We start from the raw sequence: 19,910 nt of genomic DNA, 5'->3' as shown, positions 1-19,910 counted from the left end.
CGGCTAGCTCACGTATTCGCGCAGGTGGACGGCCGTCAGCGAGTCGGACTCCGCCACCAGCCGCGCCGGGGGCCCGGAGAACACCACCCGGCCGCCGTCGTGACCGGCCCCTGGGCCGAGGTCGACGATCCAGTCGGCGTGGGCCATGACGGCCTGGTGGTGCTCGATCACGATCACCGTGTTGCCGGCGTCGACCAGCCGGTCGAGCAGGCCGAGGAGCTGGTCGACGTCGGCCAGGTGCAGGCCCGTCGTGGGCTCGTCCAGCACGTACGTGGTGCCGTTCTTCGCCATGTTGATGGCGAGCTTGAGCCGCTGCCGCTCGCCGCCGGACAGCGTGGTCAGCGGCTGGCCGAGGCCGATGTAGCCGAGGCCGACGCCGACGAGGCGGTCGAGGATCACGCCCGCCTGGCCGGTGGGGAAGAAGTCGCGCGCCTCGGCCACCGGCATCTCCAGCACCTCGCTGATGTTCTTGCCGCGCAGCCGGTACGTCAGGACCTGCGGTGTGAACCGCTTGCCCTCGCAGTCCTCGCACACCGAGGCGACCCCGGCCATCATCGCCAGGTCGGTGTAGATCAGGCCGATGCCCTTGCACGCCGGGCAGGCGCCCTCGGAGTTGGCGCTGAACAGGCCCGGCTTGACGCCGTTGGCCTTGGCGAAGGCCGTGCGGATCGGGTCGAGCACCCCGGTGTAGGTGGCGGGGTTGCTCCGGCGCGAGCCCCGGATCGGCGACTGGTCGGCCACCACCACGCCCTCGCGGCCCGCGACGTGGCCGTGGATCAGTGAGCTCTTGCCCGACCCGGCGACGCCGGTCACCACGGTGAGCACGCCGAGCGGCAGGTCGACGCTCACGTCGCGCAGGTTGTGCAGGGTGGCGTTCCTGATCGGCAACCATCCGGAGGGCTGCCGGACGCTCTCGCGCAGGCTCACCCGGTGGTCGAGGTAGCGGCCGGTGAGGGTGCCGGACGCGCGCAGGCCCGCCAGGTCGCCCTCGTAGCAGACCTGGCCGCCGGCCGTGCCCGCGCCCGGGCCGAGGTCGGCGACGTGGTCGGCGATGGCGATCAGCTCCGGCTTGTGCTCGACCACGAGCACCGTGTTGCCCTTGTCGCGCAGCTGCAGCAGCAGGGTGTTCATCCGCTGGATGTCGTGCGGGTGCAGCCCCGCGGTGGGCTCGTCGAAGACGTACGTGACGTCGGTGAGGCTGGAGTTGAGGTGGCGCACCATCTTCACCCGCTGCGCCTCGCCGCCCGACAGCGTGGACGACTCGCGGTCGAGGCTGAGGTAGCCCAGGCCGATGCCCACCAGCGAGTCGAGCGTCGACAGCAGCCCGTCGAGCACCGGGCCGACCGCCGCCTCGCCGATGCCGCGGACGAACTCGGCCAGGTCGTTGATCTGCATCGCCGAGCACTCGGCGATGTCGAGCCCGTTGATCCGGGCCGAACGGGCGGCCTCGTTGAGCCGTGAGCCGCCGCACGACGGGCAGACCGCCAGCTTGATGGCCCGCTCGGCGAACGCGCGCGCCGACGGCTGCATCGAGTCGCGGTCCTTGCCGAGGTAGGACTTCTTCACCTTGAGGATCAGGCCCTCGTAGGTGAAGTTGTTGCTGCCGTACTTCAGCTTCGTGGCGGGCTTGTGGAGCAGGTCGTCCCACTGCTGGGGGGTGAACTCCTTCAGCTTGACCGCGGGGTCGAACAGGCCCGAGCCGGCCACGACCTGCCACGGCCAGCTGTCGACCGCGTAACCGGGGACCTTGATGGCCCCCTCGTCGAGCGACAGCTCCCGGTCGACCAGCTCGTCGACGTCGATCTCGGACGCCTTGCCGAGGCCCTCGCACTCCGGGCACATGCCCTCGGCGCGGTTGAAGCTGAACGCGTACGCCGGGCCGACGTAGGGGACGCCGATGCGGCTGAAGACGATGCGCAGCATGGTGTGGGCGTCGGTCGCGGTGCCGACCGTGGAGCGCGGGTTGGCGCCCATGCGCTCCTGGTCGACGATGATGGCCGCGCTCAGGTTGTGCAGCGCGTCGACGTCGGGGCGGCCCAGGCTCGGCATGAACGACTGGATGAACGCGGTGTAGGTCTCGTCGATCAGCCGGCGCGACTCGGCGGCGATCGTGTCGAAGACGAGCGAGGACTTGCCGGAGCCGGAGACCCCGGTGAAGACCGTGAGGCGGCGCTTGGGGATGTCGAGGGAGACGCCCTTGAGGTTGTTCTCCCTGGCGCCGCGGACCTGGATGTGGTCATGGCTGTCAGCTGCGGTGTGGTCGTGGGATCGCACGGGACCTTCCATCGTCGGGGCGGCGGTTTCCTGGCAAAGAGGTTTCCTGGGCGAAGGGTTTCCTGGCCAAGGGGGAATGGACGCGACAGCGTACCCCGGTGGACCGACAATACGTGCGGGCCCGCCAACGCCCCGTGAAATCACGACGAACGCCCGGCGACCCCGCCGCCCGCGGCTCTTCGCGGCGGATACCGTGTCAGCACTGGTTGTGCCGGTCGGTCGTCGGAGTTCGTTCGAGTGCGTGGAAATGATCGGGGGACGCGCGTGCGCGCCGTCTACGCCAAGGGGAGGCTCGTCTCGCTGGAGATCGGCCCCGGGCTGCTGCGCGAGCCGCCCGGCAGGGTCGCGGCCGGCGTCGCCGAGGCCGTCGACGCCGCCTTCCGCCAGGCCAGGGCCGACGGCGGCGACGCGGGGCTGGTGGAGCCGCTGGCGCTGGCCCGGGAGCTGCGCGCCGTCCAGGCCGGGCTCGACGCGCGGATGGCGCGGGTGACGGCCACGATCGAGGCCAGCGTGCGCACCGGCGGCGGGGTGCCGGCGCTCGACTTCGGCGAGCTGTTCGGGCCGCTCATCGACGTGCTGGAGACCATCGGCCGTGTGCCGGACGACGACGTGCGGGGCATGTCCGGCGGCCCGGTGGGCGCCGTGTGCGCGCCGGGGCCGCGGCTGGTGTCGCTGAGCGTGCCGGCGCGCGTCCTGCACGGCGGGGTAGGGCAGGTGGAAGCGCGCGTGGTGAGCGCCGTGAACGCCGCCCTGGCGGATCTGGAGGCGGGGCTGCGGCGGCGCCGCGAGGAGGCCGGCGCGGGGCCGGAGCGCATCACGGCCCGGGTGGAGGAGCTGCGCGAGCTGGGGATGGCCCGGATGCGGGCGTACGTGCGGGGCATGGCGGGCCTGATGGCCGGCATCCGGACCTGAGGGCGTTCACGCCTCCCACAGGCCGGGGGCCGTCCTGGTGAGGGTGAGGATGGCGATGTCGTCGCGGGGGACGCTGCCGGTGAAGGCGCGCAGGTCTTCGGCGAGCGTCTGCGCCAGGGGGCCCGGGGGCGGGGCGGCGGCCCAGTCGCGCAGCCGTTCCTCCAGCGGGTAGAACGCGCCGTCGGGGTCGCGGGCCTCGGTCACGCCGTCGGTGCACAGGACCAGCGTCGCGCCCGGCGGGAACGCGAACCGCACCCCGCCCCGCGGTGTGTCGGTGAGCGAGGCCAGGCCGAGCGGCAGGGCCGGCTCGCCCAGGTTCACCTGCAGGGCGTGGCCGTCGGCGATGACGTACGGGGCGATGTGCCCGCAGTTGACCGCCTCGACCAGGGTGCCGGTGCCGAAGTCGAGCACGAGCGCGGTGACCAGGCGCTCGGGCTCGCCGGTCTGCGCGGCGAAGGTGTTCTGCCGGACCACGGTGTTCTCCAGGGACGACACGAGACCCGTGAGGGTGTCCTCCCGGTAGGCGGCCTCCCGGAACGATCCGAGAACGGCGAGCGCGGTGCCGATCGCGGGGATGCCCTTGCCCTGGACGTCGGCGATGAGCACGCGGGTGCCGAGCCGGGAGACGGCGACCTCGTACATGTCGCCGCCGACCATCGCGTCCTCCTCGACCGGCTGGTAGACGCCGTTCACCACGATGTCGGCCGTGCGCAGCGGCAGCGGGCGGACGATGAGCCGCTGCAGGGCGGCCGCCGCCGAGCGCAGCCGGTGGACCTCCTCCTCGCGGCGCACGCGATAACGGCAGCCGGCGACGCTCAGCGCCCCGAACACCGCCGTGCACGCCGTCGCCAGCAGGTTGTCGTCGAGCGCGGCGCCGGTGAATCCGATGATCCCGCTCTCCGCCACCACCACCCATGCCGAGGCGATGATCGTCTGGCGTACCGTGCCGAGGCCGGAGACGATGGCGGGCAGGAAGATCAGCAGCGGGAACAGCCGTACGACCGGGCCCGTGGTGAGGTCGAGCGCGATCACCGCCGCCGTGATGAGGACCATCCCCACCACGAACGCGAGCGCCGACAGGCGCGGCCCCGCGCGCGTGCCGTCTTCGGTCACCGGTCCCCGTCACCCCCGTTTCGCCTGAGTACCAGGCCCATTGTCCTTCCCAGGGGTGCGGCGCGCGCCCTTGACCCCCTTCTCCGGGGGCTGGCGCGATAAAGAACACGGGCCGATTGATTATCGGGCGCGGTTTGTGAGAGCGCCGGAGAATGGGCGGCGGCCTGGTGCCGGCGCGCTTTTTCGGGACCGTTCGACGACGTGTGAAAGCGCGGTTCGACTGTGGTGCTCGCCGGCGTGTCGGGGTGGCCGTGGGCCAGCGGTGATGACTGTACGTAATGGAATCTTAGGCACGGCGGATACGGAAAGTAAACAGTCGCGTCCCTTATGACGGGGTTTTTATGGGATTGACGGAGAATGTTCGGACCGGCCTGGGGCGCATTATCGAAGCTTCTTTTCTTGCTATCGGTGAATGCGTTGACAGAAAAAAATGATCTTGTAAATATCGGAGTTCAGAAGCGCTGCGCAAAATTCCTGTCAGGAAAGGGAGCGGCCCACATGGACATCGAACGCGCGGGATCCGGAGCGGGCGAGCGCGTGGGGGAGGGCTCCTGGACCCTGCTGCCGGCCGTGGTCGTGCGCAGCGCCGGATTCCCCTGGGAGTCGGTCCTGTCCCTCGCCTGCATCCGGGCCGCGCAGGCCGCCGAGTCGGTCGTCCACCTGGAACGCCAGGCCCTCCGCCTCCTCGCCACCCCGCCGCTCCGGGACTCCCCGGCGCCTCCGGGTGGGCCTTGCGAGAGCGGGTGGGACGCCGCCGCGACCTCCGTGGGACCGGGAGGCGGGCGGTTGTTGCGTGCCGTGCGCAGCCGGCTGCGTGACCTGCGCCCGCTGCCCCCTGACACGCCCGGATCCGGCGACTGGCTGGCCGATTGGAACAAGCTGACGCACCTGCTGGAGGAGGCGCGCGCCACCCTGGCCGGCGCGGTCGGCGAGGACGCGGCGGCCGTACGGGCGGCGGTGGCGGCGATGGTGGCCGACGAGCGGTTCCTCGACGCGCTCGTGTGCTCCTCGCCCGGCCTCTACCGCGAGCTGCGTCACGGGGCCAAGGGCGGCAAGATACGCCGGCAGCTCGCCTCGCACGTGCAACGACTGGCGGCGGCGACCGAGACGGCGGGCTGCTTCGGGCCGGTCGGTTACGCGGCCGTGGCCCCCGGCGCGGTCCCCGGCGTGGTCCCCGGCTACGTCTGGGACGGGCCGGAGGTGAGCCCCCGCCGGGTGGCGTTCCCGGCGGCGCGCGTGGCCGAGGCCGTCCAGCAGCGCATCCTGACCGATCCGGTGCTGGTGGCCGGGCTCGTGCCGCGGCGCAGGACGTGGGCGGGGCCGGTGCCCGACGGGGCCGCGTTCGTGGCCTGGTGCGACGGGCGCCGCACGGTGGCCGAGATCGCCGCCGAGACGGGGATCGGCATGGAGCGGGCCGCCGCGGCGCTGGCCGTGGCCGTGCGCCGGGGGCTGCTCGTCCACGACCTGTGCCCGCCGGACACCGTCTGCGACCCCCTCGGCTGGCTGCGCGACCGCCTGGCCGCCCGTGCCGTGCCGCCCCTCGCCAGTGCGCCCGACGGTGCGCCCGACGGTGCGCCCGACGGTGCGCCCGACGGTGCGCCCGACGGTGTGCCCGGCGGCGTGCGGGTCTGCGCGGGCGGACCGACCGGTCCGCCCGGCGGTCCGGACGACGATGACGCGCCGTGCGGTTCCTCGGCGGCGGGCGCCGATCAGGGCATCACGGACGTCCCCGAGCCCGGCCTTCGGTCGCTACCGCCGGGGGTCGTCGGGGGAGGGGCGGCCGAGGTGCCGGCGCAGCGTCGGCCCGCGGCCGGGGCGCGTACCGCCTCCGAGCCGTCGGTCGGGCGGCGGGTCGGTGAGATCTCCGCGTTGCTGGAGCAGTACCCGGGCGCCTCGCCCGACGTGAAGGCGGCCGTGCAGCGGCGGATCGAGGCGCTGGCGGGCGGCGGGCCGGGCGACGGCCGCGTCGTCGTGCACGAGGCCGCCGCCGGCACCCTGCGGGTCACGCTCGGCGGCGCGCTGGCGGCGGACCTGCGCGACCGGGTGCCGCGGGTGCTCGACCTGCTCGCCGACGAGGCCGATCTGACCAGGAGGCTGACCAACCGGCTGGTCGCCGGACGGCTCGGCCCCGGCACGTTCGCGCTGGCGGACGCGCTGCGGACGACCGCCGAACTCGGCGTCGAGCACGGCGACTGCCTGACCGGCCGCCTCGCCTCCCTCATCCGGGAGACGCCCGAGAGCGCGGACGTGCTCGACCTCGCCGGGCTGCTGGACGACCCCGATCCGCCGGCCGCGCCCGTGCTCTGCACGGCCGACCTGCTGGTGGCCGCGTCCTCACTGGAGGCGTACGAACCGGGGGTGACCCCGCTCGTCCTCGGCGGGCTGCACGACACGGTGCTGCTCACGCCGTGGTCGCTGCAGTTCCACGAGGACGCCGCCGAGTGCCTCGCGGAGCGCGACGCGGCGGTCAGGCGGGCGCTGTCCGGGTTCACCGTGCTGAACGTCGTCCCGCGCCGCTCGGAGAGCACGCCGCCGCCGGAGCTCCCCGGCCCCGTGCTGGAGCTCGGCGGCGTGGCGGCCGACCCGCGCCGCAGGATCGGCCTCGACGAGCTGTACGTGCACAGCGACGGCCGGCGGGCCATCCTGCACGCCAAGGGGGTCGAGGAGCCGCTGCTGTTCCACCACGGCGAGCACGTCACCGCCCTGCACACGGCGCTGGCCCTGCCCATGATCCGGCTGCCGCGCCTTCCCGCCGTTCCGCACGTGCCCCGGCTGACCTTGGGGAACATCGTCATCTCGCGGCGGCGCTGGAGCGTGGGCCGGACGTCGTTCGAGGGGCTCGGGCAGGCGGCGGGTGACGGCGAGCTGCTGCTGGCGATGGCGCGGCTGCGCGAGTCCCATGGCCTGCCGGTCACGTTCTTCGCCGCGTCGGCGCGCAGGCGCAGGCCGTTCTACGTGGACACCCGCTCGCCGGCGCTCGTCGAGGCGCTCGGACGCCTGGCGGCCACGGCCGAGCGGCTCACGCTGACGGAGGTGCTGCCGGGGCCGGAGGAGTGCTGGCTGCGGGACGGCGAGCGGCGGTTCGCGGCCGAACTCCGCTGCGCCTACCTCCGCCCGGCCGCCTCCGGGCAGGTCGGCACCCGTCCGGTTCCGGCTCTCCCGCGCGGCGGCGCGAGACCTGGAGGGGTGCCCAGGAGGACGGAGGGCGGGGCGCCGCATCCGTACCCGTATCCGCGGCCTGGGGAGCGTGGCTGAGGCTGGGGCGCGGGTGAGGCACCATGGGAACGTGAGATCGAGCACCGGGAACGTGGCCGAGCTGATGGAGTTGGTCGGCCGGGGAGGGGTGGCCGTGCTCAGCGGGGCCGGCCTGTCGACCGAGTCGGGCATCCCCGACTACCGCGGGCCGACCGGCCTGGCCAGGCGGGCCGAGCCGATGACGTACCAGATGTTCGTCGGCAGCGCGGAGGCGCGCCGCCGATACTGGGCGCGCAGCCACGTGGGCTGGCGGCAGATGGAGGGCGTCCGCCCCAACGCCGGTCACCGGGCCGTGGCCGAGCTGGAGCGGCGCGGCCTGCTGAGCGGCATCGTCACCCAGAACGTCGACGGCCTCCACCAGGCGGCCGGCGCCCGCCGCGTGATCGAGCTGCACGGCGGGCTCGACCGCGTGGTGTGCCTGGCCTGCCGGGAGCGCACGTCCCGCGCCGAGCTCGAGCGCCGCCTGCGCGCGGCCAACCCCGGCCGGCAGATCACCAGCGACGAGATCAACCCCGACGGCGACGCCACGCTCACCGACGAGCAGGTCGCCGGGTTCCAGGTGGTCGACTGCGCCTCGTGCGGGGGGATGCTCAAGCCCGACGTGGTGTTCTTCGGCGAGAACGTGCCCCGGCCCCGGGTGGACGAGTGCTACGCGCTCGTCTGCGGCGCGCGGGCGCTGCTCGTGCTGGGGTCGTCGCTGACCGTCAGGTCCGGGCGGCGGTTCGTCACCAGGGCCGCCGAGCTGGGCATCCCCATCGCGATCGTCAACCAGGGGCCCACCGGCGGCGACACCGAGGCCGAGCTCACCCTCGACGCGCCGCTCGGCCCGACCCTGACCCACCTCGCCGCCCGGCTCGCCGCCGACGGGGAGACGGTCGGCACGTAGCACGGGGGGAGAATGGGGGCATGCCTGCGACGTGCCCGTGTGGATCGAGCGTTCCCTACCGTGACTGCTGCGGCCGGTTCCACCGGGGTGAGGCCGCCGCGGCGACCGCCGAGCAGCTCATGCGCTCCCGCTTCAGCGCGTTCGCCGTCGGCGACGAGACCTACCTGCTGCACACCTGGCATCCCTCGGCCCGTCCGCCCAGGGCGGGGCTCGACCGGCGGGTGCGGTGGGTGCGGCTGGAGATCCTGGAGACCACCGGCGGCAGCGTCGTCCACACCGAGGGCACCGTCCGCTTCCGCGCCCACTACCTCGACCGCGGCCGGCCGGGCGAGCTGGAGGAGAACAGCAGGTTCGTGCGCCACGAGGGCCGCTGGGTCTACGCGGGCGCCAGTCCGCGGCAGCGCCTACCGTAGATGGCATGCGCCTGACCGCCTTCACCGACATCTCCCTGCGCATCGTCATGCGCCTGGCCGTGGCGCGCCCGCACGACCTGCTCACCACCCGCGCCGTGGCCGACGTGCTCGCCGTCCCGTACACCCACGCCGCCAAGGCCGTCGCCAGGCTCGGCGAGCTGGGCGTGGTCGAGGCCCGGCGCGGCAGGGGAGGCGGGCTGCAGCTCACCGAGGCCGGGCGCGGCACGACGGTCGGCGCCCTGGTGCGCTCCCTAGAGTCCGCCGGCGACGTCGTGGGCTGCGAGGACGACCCGCCGTGCCCGCTGCGGGCCGCCTGCCGGCTGCGCACCGCGCTGCGCCGGGCCCAGGAGGCCTTCTACGCCTCGCTCGACACGGTGACCGTCGGCTCCCTGGTGGACGCCCCCACCGGCCCCCTGCTGCTGTCGCTCACGGACCCCGGAGAGAGGACCGGCGCCCCGGCACTTTAATCTGAATCCCAGATACCAATTTTGGTCCATCGGGAGGTCAAGCATGTTGTCCGGGGAGAGCGCGGCCGTCGTCCGCGCCACGCTGCCGCTGGTGGGAGCCCGACTCGACGAGATCACGGCCAGGTTCTACGACACCATGTTCGCCGAGCGCCCCGAGCTGCTCGACGGGCTGTTCAACCGGGGCAACCAGCGCAGCGGGGAGCAGCGCCGGGCCCTGGCGGGCGCCATCGCGGGGTTCGCCGGCGCGCTGCTCGCCCACCCGGACGAGCGGCCCGACGCGCTGCTGACGCGCATCGCGCACAAGCACGCCGCCGTGGGCGTGACCGACGACCAGTACGTCATCGTGCACAAGTACCTGTTCGGCGCGATCGCCGAGGTGCTCGGCGACGCGGTCACCCCGCAGGTCGCGGCGGCCTGGGACGAGGTCTACTGGCTGATGGCGGGCGCGCTGATCGCCATGGAGGCCCGCGTCTACGCCGAGGCCGGCGCCTGCGGCGGGCGGACCTGGCGCACCTGGACGGTGGCCGAACGGCGCGAGGAGACCGCCGATGCCATGTCGCTGCTGCTGCGGCCGGTCGGCGACGAGCCGGTGCCGCCCGCCCGGCCCGGCCAGTACGTCAGCGTCCGCGTCCGCATGCCCGACGGCGTCCACCAGCTCCGCCAGTACTCCCTGTCCGGCCACGGACCCGACGGGCTGCGCCGCATCACCGTCAAGCGGGTGCGCGGCGGCGACGCGCCGGAGGGCGAGGTGTCCACGCTGCTGCACGCGACCGTGCGGGAGGGCGACGAGCTGACCCTGTCGGCGCCGTTCGGGGACGTCGCGCTGGAGGACGGCGACGCGCCGCTCGTGCTGGTCTCGGCGGGCATCGGCTGCACCCCGATCACCGCGATGCTGGAGCACCTGGACCGCACCGGCGACCCCCGGCGGGTGCTGCTGCTGCACGCCGACCGCTCACCCGCCGACCACGCCCTGCGCGCCGACATGGAGCGCCTCACCGACGCCCTGCCCGCCGCCGAGCGGATCTTCTGGTACGAGGACGACGCCGGCCTGATGGACCTGGACGGCGTCGAGATCCCGCAGGGCGCGGTCGTCTACATGTGCGGCCCGGTGCCGTTCATGCGGGAGGTCCGCGGCGCCCTGCTGAAGGCCGGCGTCGCCCCGAAGGACGTCCACTACGAGGTGTTCGGCTCGGACCTCTGGTTGCCCGCCGCCGATTGACATGATGGGCGCATGACGATCGACGAACTGCTCACCACCACCCGCAGCGTGCGCAAGCGCCTCGACCTCACCCGCCCCGTCCCCCTGGAGCTGGTCCGCGAGTGCCTGGAGATCTCCCTGCAGGCGCCCACCGGCGGCAACAGGCAGGGCTGGCACTGGATCGTGGTGACCGACCCCGACCTGCGCAAGGCCATCGGCGACTACTACGCGCGGTCCTGGAACACCTACTACGGCTCCGGCTCCTCGGCGGCGTCGCTGTACGCCGCCGACCCGGAGCGGGTGAAGATCCAGGAGCGGGTGTCGTCCAGCGCCGCGTACCTGGGTGAGCACATGGGCGACGTGCCGGTGCTGGTGATCGGGTGCATCTCCACGCCCGGCGGCCTGCCCGAGGGCAACCAGGCGGGGCTGTGGGGCTCGCTGCTGCCCGCCGCGTGGAGCTACATGCTCGCCGCCCGCGCCCGCGGCCTGGGCACCGCCTGGACGACCCTCCACCTCGCGTACGAGAGCGAGATCTCCGAGCTGCTCGGCATCCCCGGAAACGTCCGGCAGGGCGTGCTGCTGCCCACCGCCTACTACACCGGCGACACCTTCCGGCCCGCCCCCAGGCAGCCGCTGGACGAGGTTCTCCACCTCGACCGCTGGTAGCGGCCGCGCCGGGAGCGCACAGTGGAGTCATGAGATCGCTTCCGGTGTCCCTGGTAGGCAGCTATCCCCAGCCCGACTGGCTCATCGACCGCGCCCGGCTGGCCGGACGGTTCCCGCCGCGCGTCCGCGCCCGGGAGCTGTGGCGGGTCCCGCCCGAGCACCTCTCCCAGGCCCAGGACGACGCCACCGAGCTGGCCATCCGGGCCCAGGAGCGGGCCGGGCTGGACATCGTCACCGACGGCGAGATGCGCCGCGAGAGCTACTCCAACCACTTCGCCACCGCCCTCGACGGCATCGACCTCGACGACCCGGGCACGGCGCTCGACCGCAGCGGGCACCCGAACCCGGTGCCGCGCATCGTCGGCCCCATCCGCCGTGCCCGCCAGGTCCAGGTGGAGGACCTGCGGTTCCTGCGCGCGCACACCGACCGGGTGGTCAAGATGACGGTGCCGGGGCCGTTCACGATGAGCCAGCAGGCGCAGAACGACCACTATCCCGACGCCGAGGCCGCCGCGATGGACTACGCGGCGGCGGTCAACGCCGAGATCCGCGACCTGTTCGCCGCCGGGGCCGACATCGTGCAGATCGACGAGCCGTACATGCAGGCCCGGCCGGACGCGGCGCGCGCGTACGGGCTGGCCGCGCTGAACGCCGCGCTCGACGGCGTCACCGGCACGACCGCGGTGCACATCTGCTTCGGGTACGCCGCGATCATCCACGAGCGGCCGGAGGCGTACTCGTTCCTGCCGGAGCTGGCCGCCTGCCCCGTCCGGCAGGTGTCGATCGAGACCGCGCAGTCCGGGCTCGACCTCGGCGTGCTGACCGACCTCAAGGACAAGACGATCATCCTCGGCGTGATCGACCTGTCCACGCCCGAGGTCGAGCCGGTGGAGGTGGTGGCGGGCCGGGTGCGCCGGGCCTTCGACCGGGTGCCGCCCGACCGCCTGGTCATCTCCACCGACTGCGGCATGAAGTACCTGCCCAGGGCGTCGGCCGAGGGCAAGATGCGGGCCATGACGGGCGCCGCACGCCTGTTGCGCGCGGAGCTGGGAGAGCCCTAGCCGAGCTTGCCCGTGGCCACCACGTCCCGGTACCAGTACGCGCTGTCCTTCCAGGTGCGCTCCATCGTGTCGCGGTCGACGCGGACGATGCCGAAGCGCTTGGCGTACCCGTGCGCCCACTCGAAGTTGTCCATCAGCGACCAGACGAAGTAGCCCCGCACGTCCGCGCCGGCCTCCATCGCCTCGGCCACGGCGGTCAGGTGGCGGCGCAGGTAGTCGACCCGGTCCTCGTCGTGGACGCGGCCGTCCTCGCCCACCGGGTCGGGGAAGGCGGCGCCGTTCTCCGTGATCATCGTGGGCATCGAGGGGTAGTCGCGGTGCAGGCGCAGCAGCAGCTCGGTCAGGCCCGTCTCGTCGATGTTCCACCCCATCTCCGTGTACGGCCCCGGCTGCTTGACGAACTCGACGTCCTCGCAGGCGATCCACGGCGAGGCGGCGCCGTCCTGGTGGCCGTCGGCGGTCTCGCGGGGGCCGGCGCCGTCCCACTGGCGTACCAGGGTGGGGTTGTAGTAGTTGACCCCGAGCACGTCGAGTGGCTGGCAGGCGGTGGCCTCGTCGCCGTCGCGGACGAACGACCAGTCCGTCACCGCCGCGGTGTCCTCGATGAGGTCGCGCGGGTAGGCGCCCTCCAGCATCGGGCCGAGGAAGGCCCGGTTGGCCACCGCGTCCGCGCGCCGCACGGCGTCGGCGTCGGCCTCGGACACGCCGCGCACGTGGTGCAGGTTGAGCGTGACCGACATCCGCGCGTCCTTGGCGGCGGTCGAGCGCAGCGCCTGGACGGCCAGGCCGTGGCCGAGGTTCAGGTGGTGCACGGCGGCCAGCGCGGCGGCGGGCTCGGTGCGGGCCGGGGCGTGCACGCCGGAGGCGTAGCCCAGGTAGGCCGAGCACCACGGCTCGTTCAGGGTGATCCAGGTGTGCACGCGGTCGCCGAGCGCGTCGCCCATGAGGCGGGCGTAGTCGGCGAAGCGGAGCGCGGTGTCGCGCTGCGGCCAGCCGCCGGCGTCCTCCAGCTCCTGCGGCAGGTCCCAGTGGTAGAGGGTGGCCACCGGGGCGATGTCCCGGGTGAGCAGGCCGTCCACGAGCCGGGAGTAGAACGCCAGCCCCGGCCCGTTGGCCGGGCCGCGCCCGCCCGGCTGCACACGCGGCCACGAGATGGAGAAGCGGTACGCCCCGACGCCCAGCGCGGCCAGGAGGTCGAGGTCCTCCTCGAGGCGGTGGTAGTGGTCACAGGCGACGTCGCCGGTGTCGCCGTTCGCGACCAGGCCGGGGGTGTGGGAGAAGGTGTCCCAGATGGACGGGGTGCGGCCGTCCTCGTTCCAGGCCCCTTCGACCTGGTAGGCGGCGGTGGCGGTGCCCCACAGGAAGTTGTCGGGGAAGGCAGGCATGTCACTCCTTGGGCGGATGTCGGTGGTGCGGGAGCGCTCCCAACACGCTTCGAGAGCCTATGCCTCCAGGGCGGCTTCGTCATGGGACGGCCCTCGTTGGCGGAGTGCCGTGTGGGGGGCGGAACGGGGCGGTCGAAACGCTTCGCACAACCTAAAGTCGGGTTTGTGCGGCTGTCAACGCCACATTCGGACGGGCCGGAAGTGCGTGGCGGCCGGTCAGCGCGCTCGGACGCACGACCCCACGAACGACCCCTCGCCGCTCGGGTAACCCACCTCCACCCCCTTCGCCGCGAAAGCCCGCGGCAGGGCGTCGCAGAAGGCGCGGCGCGCGGAGCCGTCCGGTTCTCCGGGCTTCATGCCGGTGTACGTCGACAGGGTCCCCAGGATCGGGGCCAGGTCGTCGCGCCGGACCTCCTGGCCGTTCATGACGAGGACCACCGGGTCGGCGTCCCCGAGGATCGCCACCGCCGTCGGGACCAGCCACCCGAGTGCCGCGAGGACGGCGGCGATCCCGATGCCGACGAGCCACTTGCCGGCCGGGCCCTTCTTCGGCGCGGGCGGGAGCGGGGCCGTCTTCGGGGTCCAGCGGATCCCGTCCCACCAGCGCAGGCAGGGCTGCCCGCCAGGGTCGCGGTAGTAGCCGGGCGGAGGCTGGACGGGGGGTTGCGGCGTGGTCAGCTTCGTCCGCCTTCGTCGTGGTGAGTACCGGGGGTGAAGGCGAAGTTAGCAGAGCGTCCCGTGCGGGGGAATGCGCCGCCTTCAGGCGTGGCGTCCGGTATCGCCCGGCGAGCGTAATCGCTGGACATATCCGAGATATAGCTCCGGGCCGTGCTGGAGAAATGTCAGGGATATAGCCGTGGTGGATATGGATTCCTCATTCACCATCTTTGGTGATTGGCATGCCGGTTCCCGGCGGGACCGTTCCACGGAAATCGCCTACTGAACGGAGACGGAAGCCTGCCGACAGACCAGCTCCTTCCCCGGCCGGCCGGGGAGGCGTTCGCGGGCGTCGATTCCGGCGGGACCAAGGCCCACCCCCGAGATCCCGATCACGGCACCTGCGAAGCTCGCCTTCGGCACCGGCGTGGGAGTGGCCTACGAGGGCCTCTTCGGCGCGATCCCGGGGCGGCTGCTGCGCTCGATGGGTGCCTGCTGAGGGCGTTGCACGCGCCGGGGCTGAGCACGCCGACCTGATGGAGCAGATCCCGCTGCCGCTCGTCGTCGACCGCGAAATCGCGGTCGGGGGAGCCATGAGCAGGTCCATGGCCGCGGAGCCGTAGGCCGGTTTTTCCGCACCACCGAGCGCGACGAAAAGCAGCCGAATTGCCGTTCCCTTGCGATATGAACGCTTATTGTCCCGGTCGCCGGGGCGCGACTATCATTAAAAAATCTCCCTAACGGTCGGGGAGGCCCACCGTCGACCAGCATGGGGTGGCCCGAGCGGTCGGTGTACGGGCCGGTGGGGCTGGTGGAGCGGCCCACCTTGGTCTTGTACGTGCTGTCGACGCCCGCGCAGCAGCGGTCGTAGGAGGCGAACAGGCAGGAGAAGCCGCCGCGCCGCACGACGTACGGAGCCTCGACGGCGTACGGGGCGTCCGGGCGGGTGGCGAGGTGGCAGAGGGTCCGGTCGGCGGCCAGGCGTTTGCCGGTCCCGGGGTCGAGCCGGATCATGCGGATGCCGGTCCAGTGCGAGCCGAAGCTCAGCCACCACCGCCCCGAGGCGTCCACCAGGAGGTTCGGGTCGATGGCGTTGTGATCGGCACCGGTGGTGGTGGCGTAGACGATGCCCTGTGTTGAGCGGCGAGAAGTTGACAGCGGTCGGCGACAAGTTCTGTCAGTAGCTCACCGTAGTTGAGGATGCTTTCGTCGGTAGGGCGCCGAAGTGAGCGATCAGTGGCGCAGGATTTCCTCGGTCAGTGCCTGTTCCTGAACCGGCGATCTTCTATCAAGATCAGGTTGAGGGATGGGACATCCCGTTTGTGATTCACGGAGCGTGATCGCTTTGCTACTGATATTCAGAAATGATGGGTAAGGGCGATCAGCTCTTCGGCTTGCGACAATCGGTGGCGTGGGTCAGCGTGCGGTGGGTCGGACGTGCGCGAACTGCGGGCTCCTGCTGCCGGAGGAATCGCGGTCGTCGCGACGCTATTGCTCGCCCGCGTGCCGGGCGCAGCAGTGGCGTGAACTGCGGCGATCGAGCGCCGAGTACGCCGCCGCAGTGGACGAGCTCGTGGCCCAGGGCCTTGTTGGCCAGGGTCCGACCACCCGCGAGATTCAGCAGCGGCGGCCGCGATCGCGCTGTCCGGTGTGCGGTCGGACATGGTGGGCGGGCCTGCAAAAGCGCGCCGGCGCCAAGTACTGCAGTCGCCGCTGCCGCACCGCGGCCTGGCGCGAGCGGCAGGGCGTGGTGCCGAAATGGCTGGCCGATCTTCGAGCGCAGGCGAGCCAGTAGCGTTCGTGGTGCGCGTCTCACCGAACCTGCGGCATGATTGCTCCGAGATGGTTGCCTCAGACAGGTGAGACGGAACGATCAATGCCTCAGTGCCCATGAACAAACTGATCGCAGGCATGCTCACCCATTGGGAGTAGCGCGCTTGATCTTGGTGGTCGGGCGAGATCTCGTCTTGCGATGAGGACCAATCGCGTCAGATTGGCTCTTGGGGCGAACTCTGCGGGGGGACAGAATGGCGGTCATGGAAATGATCGTTCACAACCCGACTGAGGGTATCTACGCCGCCACCGATGACTTCGTGCACGCGATTGAGGTGCGGAGTCCGTCTCGGTTTCTGTTCATCGCGGGAACGATGGGGCTGGATTCCGATGGCGTCCCCGGCACGACGCTCGAAGAACAGCTCGAGCTCATCTGGGCGAATCTTCGGGTGATTCTCGCCGAGGCAGGGATGAGTGTGGACAACATCGTGAGGCTCACGAGTTACCTGCGTGATCCCTCCTACGCTGAGGCGAATGCGAAGGCCAGGGTGGCTGCCTTGGGCGGACGGCGGGTGCCCACGACGGCGATCGTGGCACAGACCCTCGCGAGTGGCTGGTTGGTGGAGATCGAGGTGGTGGCGGCGGGCTGAGCGGCTGTAACCACCAATCGCTAAGACGATCTACGTCGTGTGAATCGCCGTCCGATGACAATGCTCACCGCCAGAGCTCAGATCAATGAGACTGCCTCAGATGCGACGAGACGCAACAAGCCGGTAGCGTTCGTTATCCGTCACGCGTTCAGGAAGCGTCACGGTGTGACGCTTGAACGTAACGCTAACTAGGCGGCCAGCGCGGCCGGGGACTGGGTGCGAGAGGGTCGCTTGCGGGTCAGCCGCCGGGTCATCAAGGTGATCGCCGTCCAATTCAAGAACGCCTCGCTGTGCGAAGCGAGCCGCTCGTAGTCGCGGCAGTTGCGGCGGGCTCTCATGATCCACGACAACGTGCGCTCCACGATCCAACGGCGCGGCAGGACGACGAACCCGGGCTGGTCGCGCGGCTGGGACACGATCTTCAGGGTCAGACAAAGGCGGGTGCGGGCCCATTCGACCAGCTCGCCACCGTAGGCGGAGTCGGCCCAGACCAGGGTGATCTGAGGATGGAGCAGGCGCAGCCGGGTGAGCATGTCCCGGGCGACAGCGCGGTCGGGCAGGTCGGCCGCGGTGACGATCGCGTTCAGCAGTAGCCCGCGCGTATCGACCGCGATGTGCCTCTTCGTCCCGTTGATCTTCTTGGCGGGATCATAGCCGCGATCAGCTTTGGCGACCGTCTCGGCGGCCTTGACCGATTGGCTGTCGACGATGATGGTCACCGGCCGGGCGCAGCGCCCGGCGCGCTGGCGGATCTGTTCGACCAACGCGTCACGCACCCTGGCCAGCAGCCCGGTCCGGGCCCACTTGGCGAACCACTTGTAGCAGGTGGACCAGGGCGGAAAGTCCGAGGGCAGGGCCCTCCACTTGATCCCGTTGTCGCAGACGTAGCGAATGGCGTCCACGATCTCGCGGCGCGGGTGCACCTCGGGGCGCCCGCCATAGGGGCTCTGGCAGGCCGGGGGCGGGAGCAGCGGTTCGATCAGCGCCCATTCGGCGGTGGTGGTGTCGGAGGGATAGCGGCGTCGGCGCATGGGCGGGCCTCGATCCTCAAGACAGGGGAGATGGGGTGAGCTTGGTCCGGGCGCGCCAGAAACGCGCCCGGACCAAGGTCACGAAAGCAGGAGGGGGAGGTGCTGGGTTTCAGCGGCCGCCGGCCATGACCACCATCGCCAGGCCCGCCTTGATGCCGGAGATTTGCTCCAGGGCGAGCTGGGCGAACTTGTCGGGGTGGGCGGCGGCATGCGGGGCGATCACCGCGGTGATCAGCCGGTTGATCCGGTTGAACTCGACCGAAAGCTGCGCGAGCTCGTAGGCGATCCAGTCGGCTGGATCGGGAGGAAAGCGGTAGCCGTCTTTCCTGGTGTAGGTCAGCGGGGTCAGATGCTCCAGGGCGGCGGTGTCCTTGATGTAGTTCAGGCCCTTGCGGACGTGGTGGGCCGACAACCCGGTGGCCACCGTGAGCTGCTTGAGCGTCAGCCCGGCCGGGCGGGCCTCCATCAGGGTGATGCGTACCTGCTCGCCGCAGACGCTGGCGTGCAGCCCACCGCGCCGCCCGCCCTGCTGCCCTGGCTGCGACCTGCGTGCTGGCATGGTCGCGCCTCGTTTCGTTACTCGCCGCGCAACAGGTTGGCCAGAGCCTCATCCAGGCTCAGGTTGCCGGTCTCGACGGCGGTCTCGATCCAGTCGGTGGTCGCCCGGACCTTGGCGATCTGGGCCAGGATGACCTCGCGCTCCTGCTCGGTGAAGGTGTGGCCGTGCAGGGTGGGCATGGTGCGGCCGACAGCGGCGACGAACGCCGAGCAGGCCGCGATCAGGTCGAGGAACTGCGCGGCCTGGCGGGTGCGCTCGATCGCCGGGCGGGCCGGTGCCTGGTGGCGTTCGGCCGCCTGCACCGAGCGGTCGACCTGGGCGCGGTTGACCATGTGCCGTGCCACCTGGTCGCTCATGGCCTTGAAGGCCACGTTCGGCCGGCGCAGCAGATCGGTGACCGCCGAGGCGGCGACCTGCTCATCGCGGGCCAGGTCGTGGATCGCGGTGACCTTCTCGGTGACCGAGACCGGGTTGCTGACCTTCTGCCCGACCTCCCGCCTGGCGGCGTCCTCGGTCCACTCGTGCCGGCCGGTGCGCTCGTTCAGCGGCGGTTTGGTGATGCGCGCCCACCGCTCGGCGTCCTCGGGGATGTCGGCCAGGATCTTGTGCACCCCGAACGACACGCCCGCCTGGCGGTGCTCGACAGGCCAGCGCGAGGCCACCCAGCGCAGCGTCTTGAGGGTGTTGACCGGGATCCGGGTGTCGTCGGACAGCCGCTGCAGCGACGCCTCCACCCCGAACAGGTCGCTGCCCGGGCGGGACCCGCCGACCGGCTGAATCGGCTCGATCTCCAATCCAGCGTCGCCGATCTCGAAGCGGCCGCGGGTCTGCTGCTCGTCGATCTGCAGGATGCGCGCCACGAGCTGGTGGTAGCGCTCGCTGCTCACCTGGCCGATCTTGTCTTGCTGCGTCACGGACGTGTCCATCACGCGCTCCCTTCGCGGGGTTCCCGTCTATCCGGGAAACCGCTGACCGCGAGTGTGCTCGTGATCGCAATAAGTCACAATAGGAGGACAGGGAGCCCTTTCCCCCAGGTCAGATCGGGTCAATACGGGATCATTCAGCCGTTCGCAACGCCGTCACGGTGACGCCCTCGCGAACGGCTTTACGCCGCCGCCACGCCCGCGTCCGGCATCGCGGACTGCAGTAGATCGCCCCGGCCTGACGCTCGGCGCCCATCACCCACGCGGTCCCACACTCCGCGCACTGCGCCCGCGCGGCCGGCGAGCCGTCCAGGATTGTCGCCACCCGGACCCGGCTGCGCCGTACCCAGCGCCAGTGTCGTGACCTGCACGCCGTGCTGCAGAACACCGCGTCCTGTCGTAACCAGCCTGGCAGCGACTGCCCGCAGCTCGGGCACCGTCGCTGGCTCTTCTCGCCCACGAGTCCACTGTGACGTCACCGCATCATGACCACCAGGACGCTCGCCAAACGGCTTCCTGATCAGGCCTATCCAAGATCAACGGCTTTGGAACAGGCACTCAGCTTGTTCTTTATCCTCCGGATTGTTGTAGTACTGCGAGGGTGCGGCCCCGTCTGACGGTTTTGCCCACGTCGTAGCGGGGGGCGGGTCGGCGGTTGGGGATGCCAGGTGGGCGCCCGGGCCCGGG

At 71.6% G+C, this 19,910-nt stretch carries 17 protein-coding genes and 3 pseudogenes; 11 read left to right on the top strand and 9 right to left on the bottom strand.

All coding sequences use genetic code 11. From position 1 onward, the window contains the following. Window positions 1-3: 3 nt before the first annotated feature. Window positions 4-2,286 carry an ATP-binding cassette domain-containing protein gene (locus C1J01_RS05380; RefSeq protein WP_111176642.1) on the bottom strand — a complete coding sequence of 761 codons (2,283 nt, stop codon included), beginning with the start codon at window positions 2,284-2,286 and terminating at the stop codon, window positions 4-6. A 252-nt stretch (window positions 2,287-2,538) separates the two neighbouring features. Between C1J01_RS05380 and C1J01_RS05375 the strand changes: the two genes are divergently transcribed. Beyond that, window positions 2,539-3,186 carry a hypothetical protein gene (locus tag C1J01_RS05375; RefSeq protein WP_111176640.1) on the top strand — a complete coding sequence of 216 codons (648 nt, stop codon included), beginning with the start codon at window positions 2,539-2,541 and terminating at the stop codon, window positions 3,184-3,186. Window positions 3,187-3,192: 6 nt separating this feature from the next. Here the strand turns inward: C1J01_RS05375 and C1J01_RS05370 are convergent, their stop codons facing one another. After that, complete coding sequence (locus C1J01_RS05370) at window positions 3,193-4,299, bottom strand: PP2C family protein-serine/threonine phosphatase (RefSeq protein ID WP_235854266.1); 1,107 nt, start codon at window positions 4,297-4,299, stop codon at window positions 3,193-3,195. A gap of 498 nt (window positions 4,300-4,797) precedes the next feature. Between C1J01_RS05370 and C1J01_RS05365 the strand changes: the two genes are divergently transcribed. From C1J01_RS05365 to C1J01_RS05335, 7 genes are read left to right on the top strand one after another with little or no spacing between them, the layout of a single operon-like run. Then, window positions 4,798-7,554: a lantibiotic dehydratase gene (locus C1J01_RS05365; RefSeq protein ID WP_111176638.1), complete on the top strand. Its 2,757-nt coding sequence runs from the start codon at window positions 4,798-4,800 to the stop codon at window positions 7,552-7,554. A gap of 31 nt (window positions 7,555-7,585) precedes the next feature. Further along, complete coding sequence (locus tag C1J01_RS05360; RefSeq protein WP_438943091.1) at window positions 7,586-8,440, top strand: NAD-dependent protein deacetylase; 855 nt, start codon at window positions 7,586-7,588, stop codon at window positions 8,438-8,440. Window positions 8,441-8,460: 20 nt separating this feature from the next. Continuing rightward, the gene (locus C1J01_RS05355) at window positions 8,461-8,853 is read left to right on the top strand and encodes a YchJ family protein (RefSeq protein ID WP_111176636.1); all 393 of its coding nucleotides are present in this window, start codon (window positions 8,461-8,463) and stop codon (window positions 8,851-8,853) included. 5 nt (window positions 8,854-8,858) lie between these two features. After that, window positions 8,859-9,320: an RrF2 family transcriptional regulator gene (locus tag C1J01_RS05350; protein WP_111176634.1), complete on the top strand. Its 462-nt coding sequence runs from the start codon at window positions 8,859-8,861 to the stop codon at window positions 9,318-9,320. A gap of 43 nt (window positions 9,321-9,363) precedes the next feature. After that, window positions 9,364-10,539 carry a globin domain-containing protein gene (locus tag C1J01_RS05345; RefSeq protein ID WP_111176632.1) on the top strand — a complete coding sequence of 392 codons (1,176 nt, stop codon included), beginning with the start codon at window positions 9,364-9,366 and terminating at the stop codon, window positions 10,537-10,539. Between the two features lie 12 nt (window positions 10,540-10,551). Continuing rightward, on the top strand, window positions 10,552-11,184 hold the full coding sequence (locus C1J01_RS05340) for a nitroreductase family protein (RefSeq protein WP_111176630.1): 633 nt from the start codon (window positions 10,552-10,554) through the stop codon (window positions 11,182-11,184). Window positions 11,185-11,213: 29 nt separating this feature from the next. Next, entirely contained in the window at window positions 11,214-12,245 is a 1,032-nt protein-coding gene (locus tag C1J01_RS05335; RefSeq protein ID WP_111176628.1) for a uroporphyrinogen decarboxylase family protein, read from the top strand. On the opposite strand, the gene C1J01_RS05330 is transcribed toward C1J01_RS05335, so the two are convergent. The 3 genes and pseudogenes from C1J01_RS05330 to C1J01_RS53655 all read right to left on the bottom strand — a co-directional run. Then, a complete protein-coding gene (locus C1J01_RS05330) occupies window positions 12,242-13,630 on the bottom strand; it encodes a GH1 family beta-glucosidase (RefSeq protein ID WP_111176626.1) in 1,389 nt (462 codons plus the stop codon). The two genes, C1J01_RS05335 and C1J01_RS05330, sit on opposite strands and share 4 nt — an antisense overlap. A gap of 216 nt (window positions 13,631-13,846) precedes the next feature. Continuing rightward, window positions 13,847-14,095 carry a hypothetical protein gene (locus C1J01_RS51915; RefSeq protein ID WP_111176624.1) on the bottom strand — a complete coding sequence of 83 codons (249 nt, stop codon included), beginning with the start codon at window positions 14,093-14,095 and terminating at the stop codon, window positions 13,847-13,849. Window positions 14,096-14,188: 93 nt separating this feature from the next. Further along, a pseudogene (locus C1J01_RS53655) lies at window positions 14,189-14,308 on the bottom strand (DUF2510 domain-containing protein); the annotation flags it as partial. Between the two features lie 467 nt (window positions 14,309-14,775). Between C1J01_RS53655 and C1J01_RS52975 the strand changes: the two are divergent. Continuing rightward, a complete protein-coding gene (locus tag C1J01_RS52975) occupies window positions 14,776-14,910 on the top strand; it encodes a hypothetical protein (RefSeq protein ID WP_268958578.1) in 135 nt (44 codons plus the stop codon). A gap of 187 nt (window positions 14,911-15,097) precedes the next feature. On the opposite strand, the pseudogene C1J01_RS51910 reads toward C1J01_RS52975, so the two are convergent. Beyond that, a pseudogene (locus C1J01_RS51910) lies at window positions 15,098-15,358 on the bottom strand (family 43 glycosylhydrolase); the annotation flags it as partial. A gap of 490 nt (window positions 15,359-15,848) precedes the next feature. On the opposite strand from C1J01_RS51910, the gene C1J01_RS49000 reads away from it, so the two are divergent. Both C1J01_RS49000 and C1J01_RS05310 read left to right on the top strand, forming a co-directional pair. Then, complete coding sequence (locus C1J01_RS49000) at window positions 15,849-16,082, top strand: hypothetical protein (RefSeq protein WP_146615476.1); 234 nt, start codon at window positions 15,849-15,851, stop codon at window positions 16,080-16,082. 241 nt (window positions 16,083-16,323) lie between these two features. Beyond that, window positions 16,324-16,710, top strand: coding sequence for a RidA family protein (locus tag C1J01_RS05310; RefSeq protein WP_111176718.1), 387 nt, complete (start codon window positions 16,324-16,326; stop codon window positions 16,708-16,710). Between the two features lie 194 nt (window positions 16,711-16,904). On the opposite strand, the pseudogene C1J01_RS05305 reads toward C1J01_RS05310, so the two are convergent. The 3 genes and pseudogenes from C1J01_RS05305 to C1J01_RS05295 form a co-directional block, all read right to left on the bottom strand. Continuing rightward, a pseudogene (locus tag C1J01_RS05305) lies at window positions 16,905-17,741 on the bottom strand (IS5 family transposase); the annotation flags it as partial. A gap of 109 nt (window positions 17,742-17,850) precedes the next feature. Beyond that, window positions 17,851-18,300 carry a hypothetical protein gene (locus C1J01_RS05300; protein WP_220039745.1) on the bottom strand — a complete coding sequence of 150 codons (450 nt, stop codon included), beginning with the start codon at window positions 18,298-18,300 and terminating at the stop codon, window positions 17,851-17,853. 17 nt (window positions 18,301-18,317) lie between these two features. Beyond that, the gene (locus C1J01_RS05295) at window positions 18,318-19,226 is read right to left on the bottom strand and encodes a DUF6192 family protein (protein ID WP_111176618.1); all 909 of its coding nucleotides are present in this window, start codon (window positions 19,224-19,226) and stop codon (window positions 18,318-18,320) included. Window positions 19,227-19,910: the final 684 nt, after the last annotated feature.

The sequence above is a fragment of the Nonomuraea aridisoli genome, assembly GCF_003236395.1.
In the GTDB taxonomy this organism is placed as follows: domain Bacteria; phylum Actinomycetota; class Actinomycetes; order Streptosporangiales; family Streptosporangiaceae; genus Nonomuraea; species Nonomuraea aridisoli.
This window is presented reverse-complemented; position numbering and strand designations above follow the sequence as displayed.

Bases quoted from the DNA above. Each gene is read 5' to 3' on its own strand.
- C1J01_RS05380 (WP_111176642.1), bottom strand. From the start codon at position 2,286: ATGGAAGGTCCCGTGCGATCCCACGACCACACCGCAGCTGACAGCCAT.
- C1J01_RS05365 (WP_111176638.1), top strand. From the start codon at position 4,798: ATGGACATCGAACGCGCGGGATCCGGAGCGGGCGAGCGCGTGGGGGAG.
- C1J01_RS05355 (WP_111176636.1), top strand. From the start codon at position 8,461: ATGCCTGCGACGTGCCCGTGTGGATCGAGCGTTCCCTACCGTGACTGC.
- C1J01_RS05350 (WP_111176634.1), top strand. From the start codon at position 8,859: ATGCGCCTGACCGCCTTCACCGACATCTCCCTGCGCATCGTCATGCGC.
- C1J01_RS05345 (WP_111176632.1), top strand. From the start codon at position 9,364: ATGTTGTCCGGGGAGAGCGCGGCCGTCGTCCGCGCCACGCTGCCGCTG.
- C1J01_RS05340 (WP_111176630.1), top strand. From the start codon at position 10,552: ATGACGATCGACGAACTGCTCACCACCACCCGCAGCGTGCGCAAGCGC.
- C1J01_RS05335 (WP_111176628.1), top strand. From the start codon at position 11,214: ATGAGATCGCTTCCGGTGTCCCTGGTAGGCAGCTATCCCCAGCCCGAC.
- C1J01_RS05330 (WP_111176626.1), bottom strand. From the start codon at position 13,630: ATGCCTGCCTTCCCCGACAACTTCCTGTGGGGCACCGCCACCGCCGCC.
- C1J01_RS05310 (WP_111176718.1), top strand. From the start codon at position 16,324: ATGGAAATGATCGTTCACAACCCGACTGAGGGTATCTACGCCGCCACC.
- C1J01_RS05300 (WP_220039745.1), bottom strand. From the start codon at position 18,300: ATGCCAGCACGCAGGTCGCAGCCAGGGCAGCAGGGCGGGCGGCGCGGT.
- C1J01_RS05295 (WP_111176618.1), bottom strand. From the start codon at position 19,226: ATGGACACGTCCGTGACGCAGCAAGACAAGATCGGCCAGGTGAGCAGC.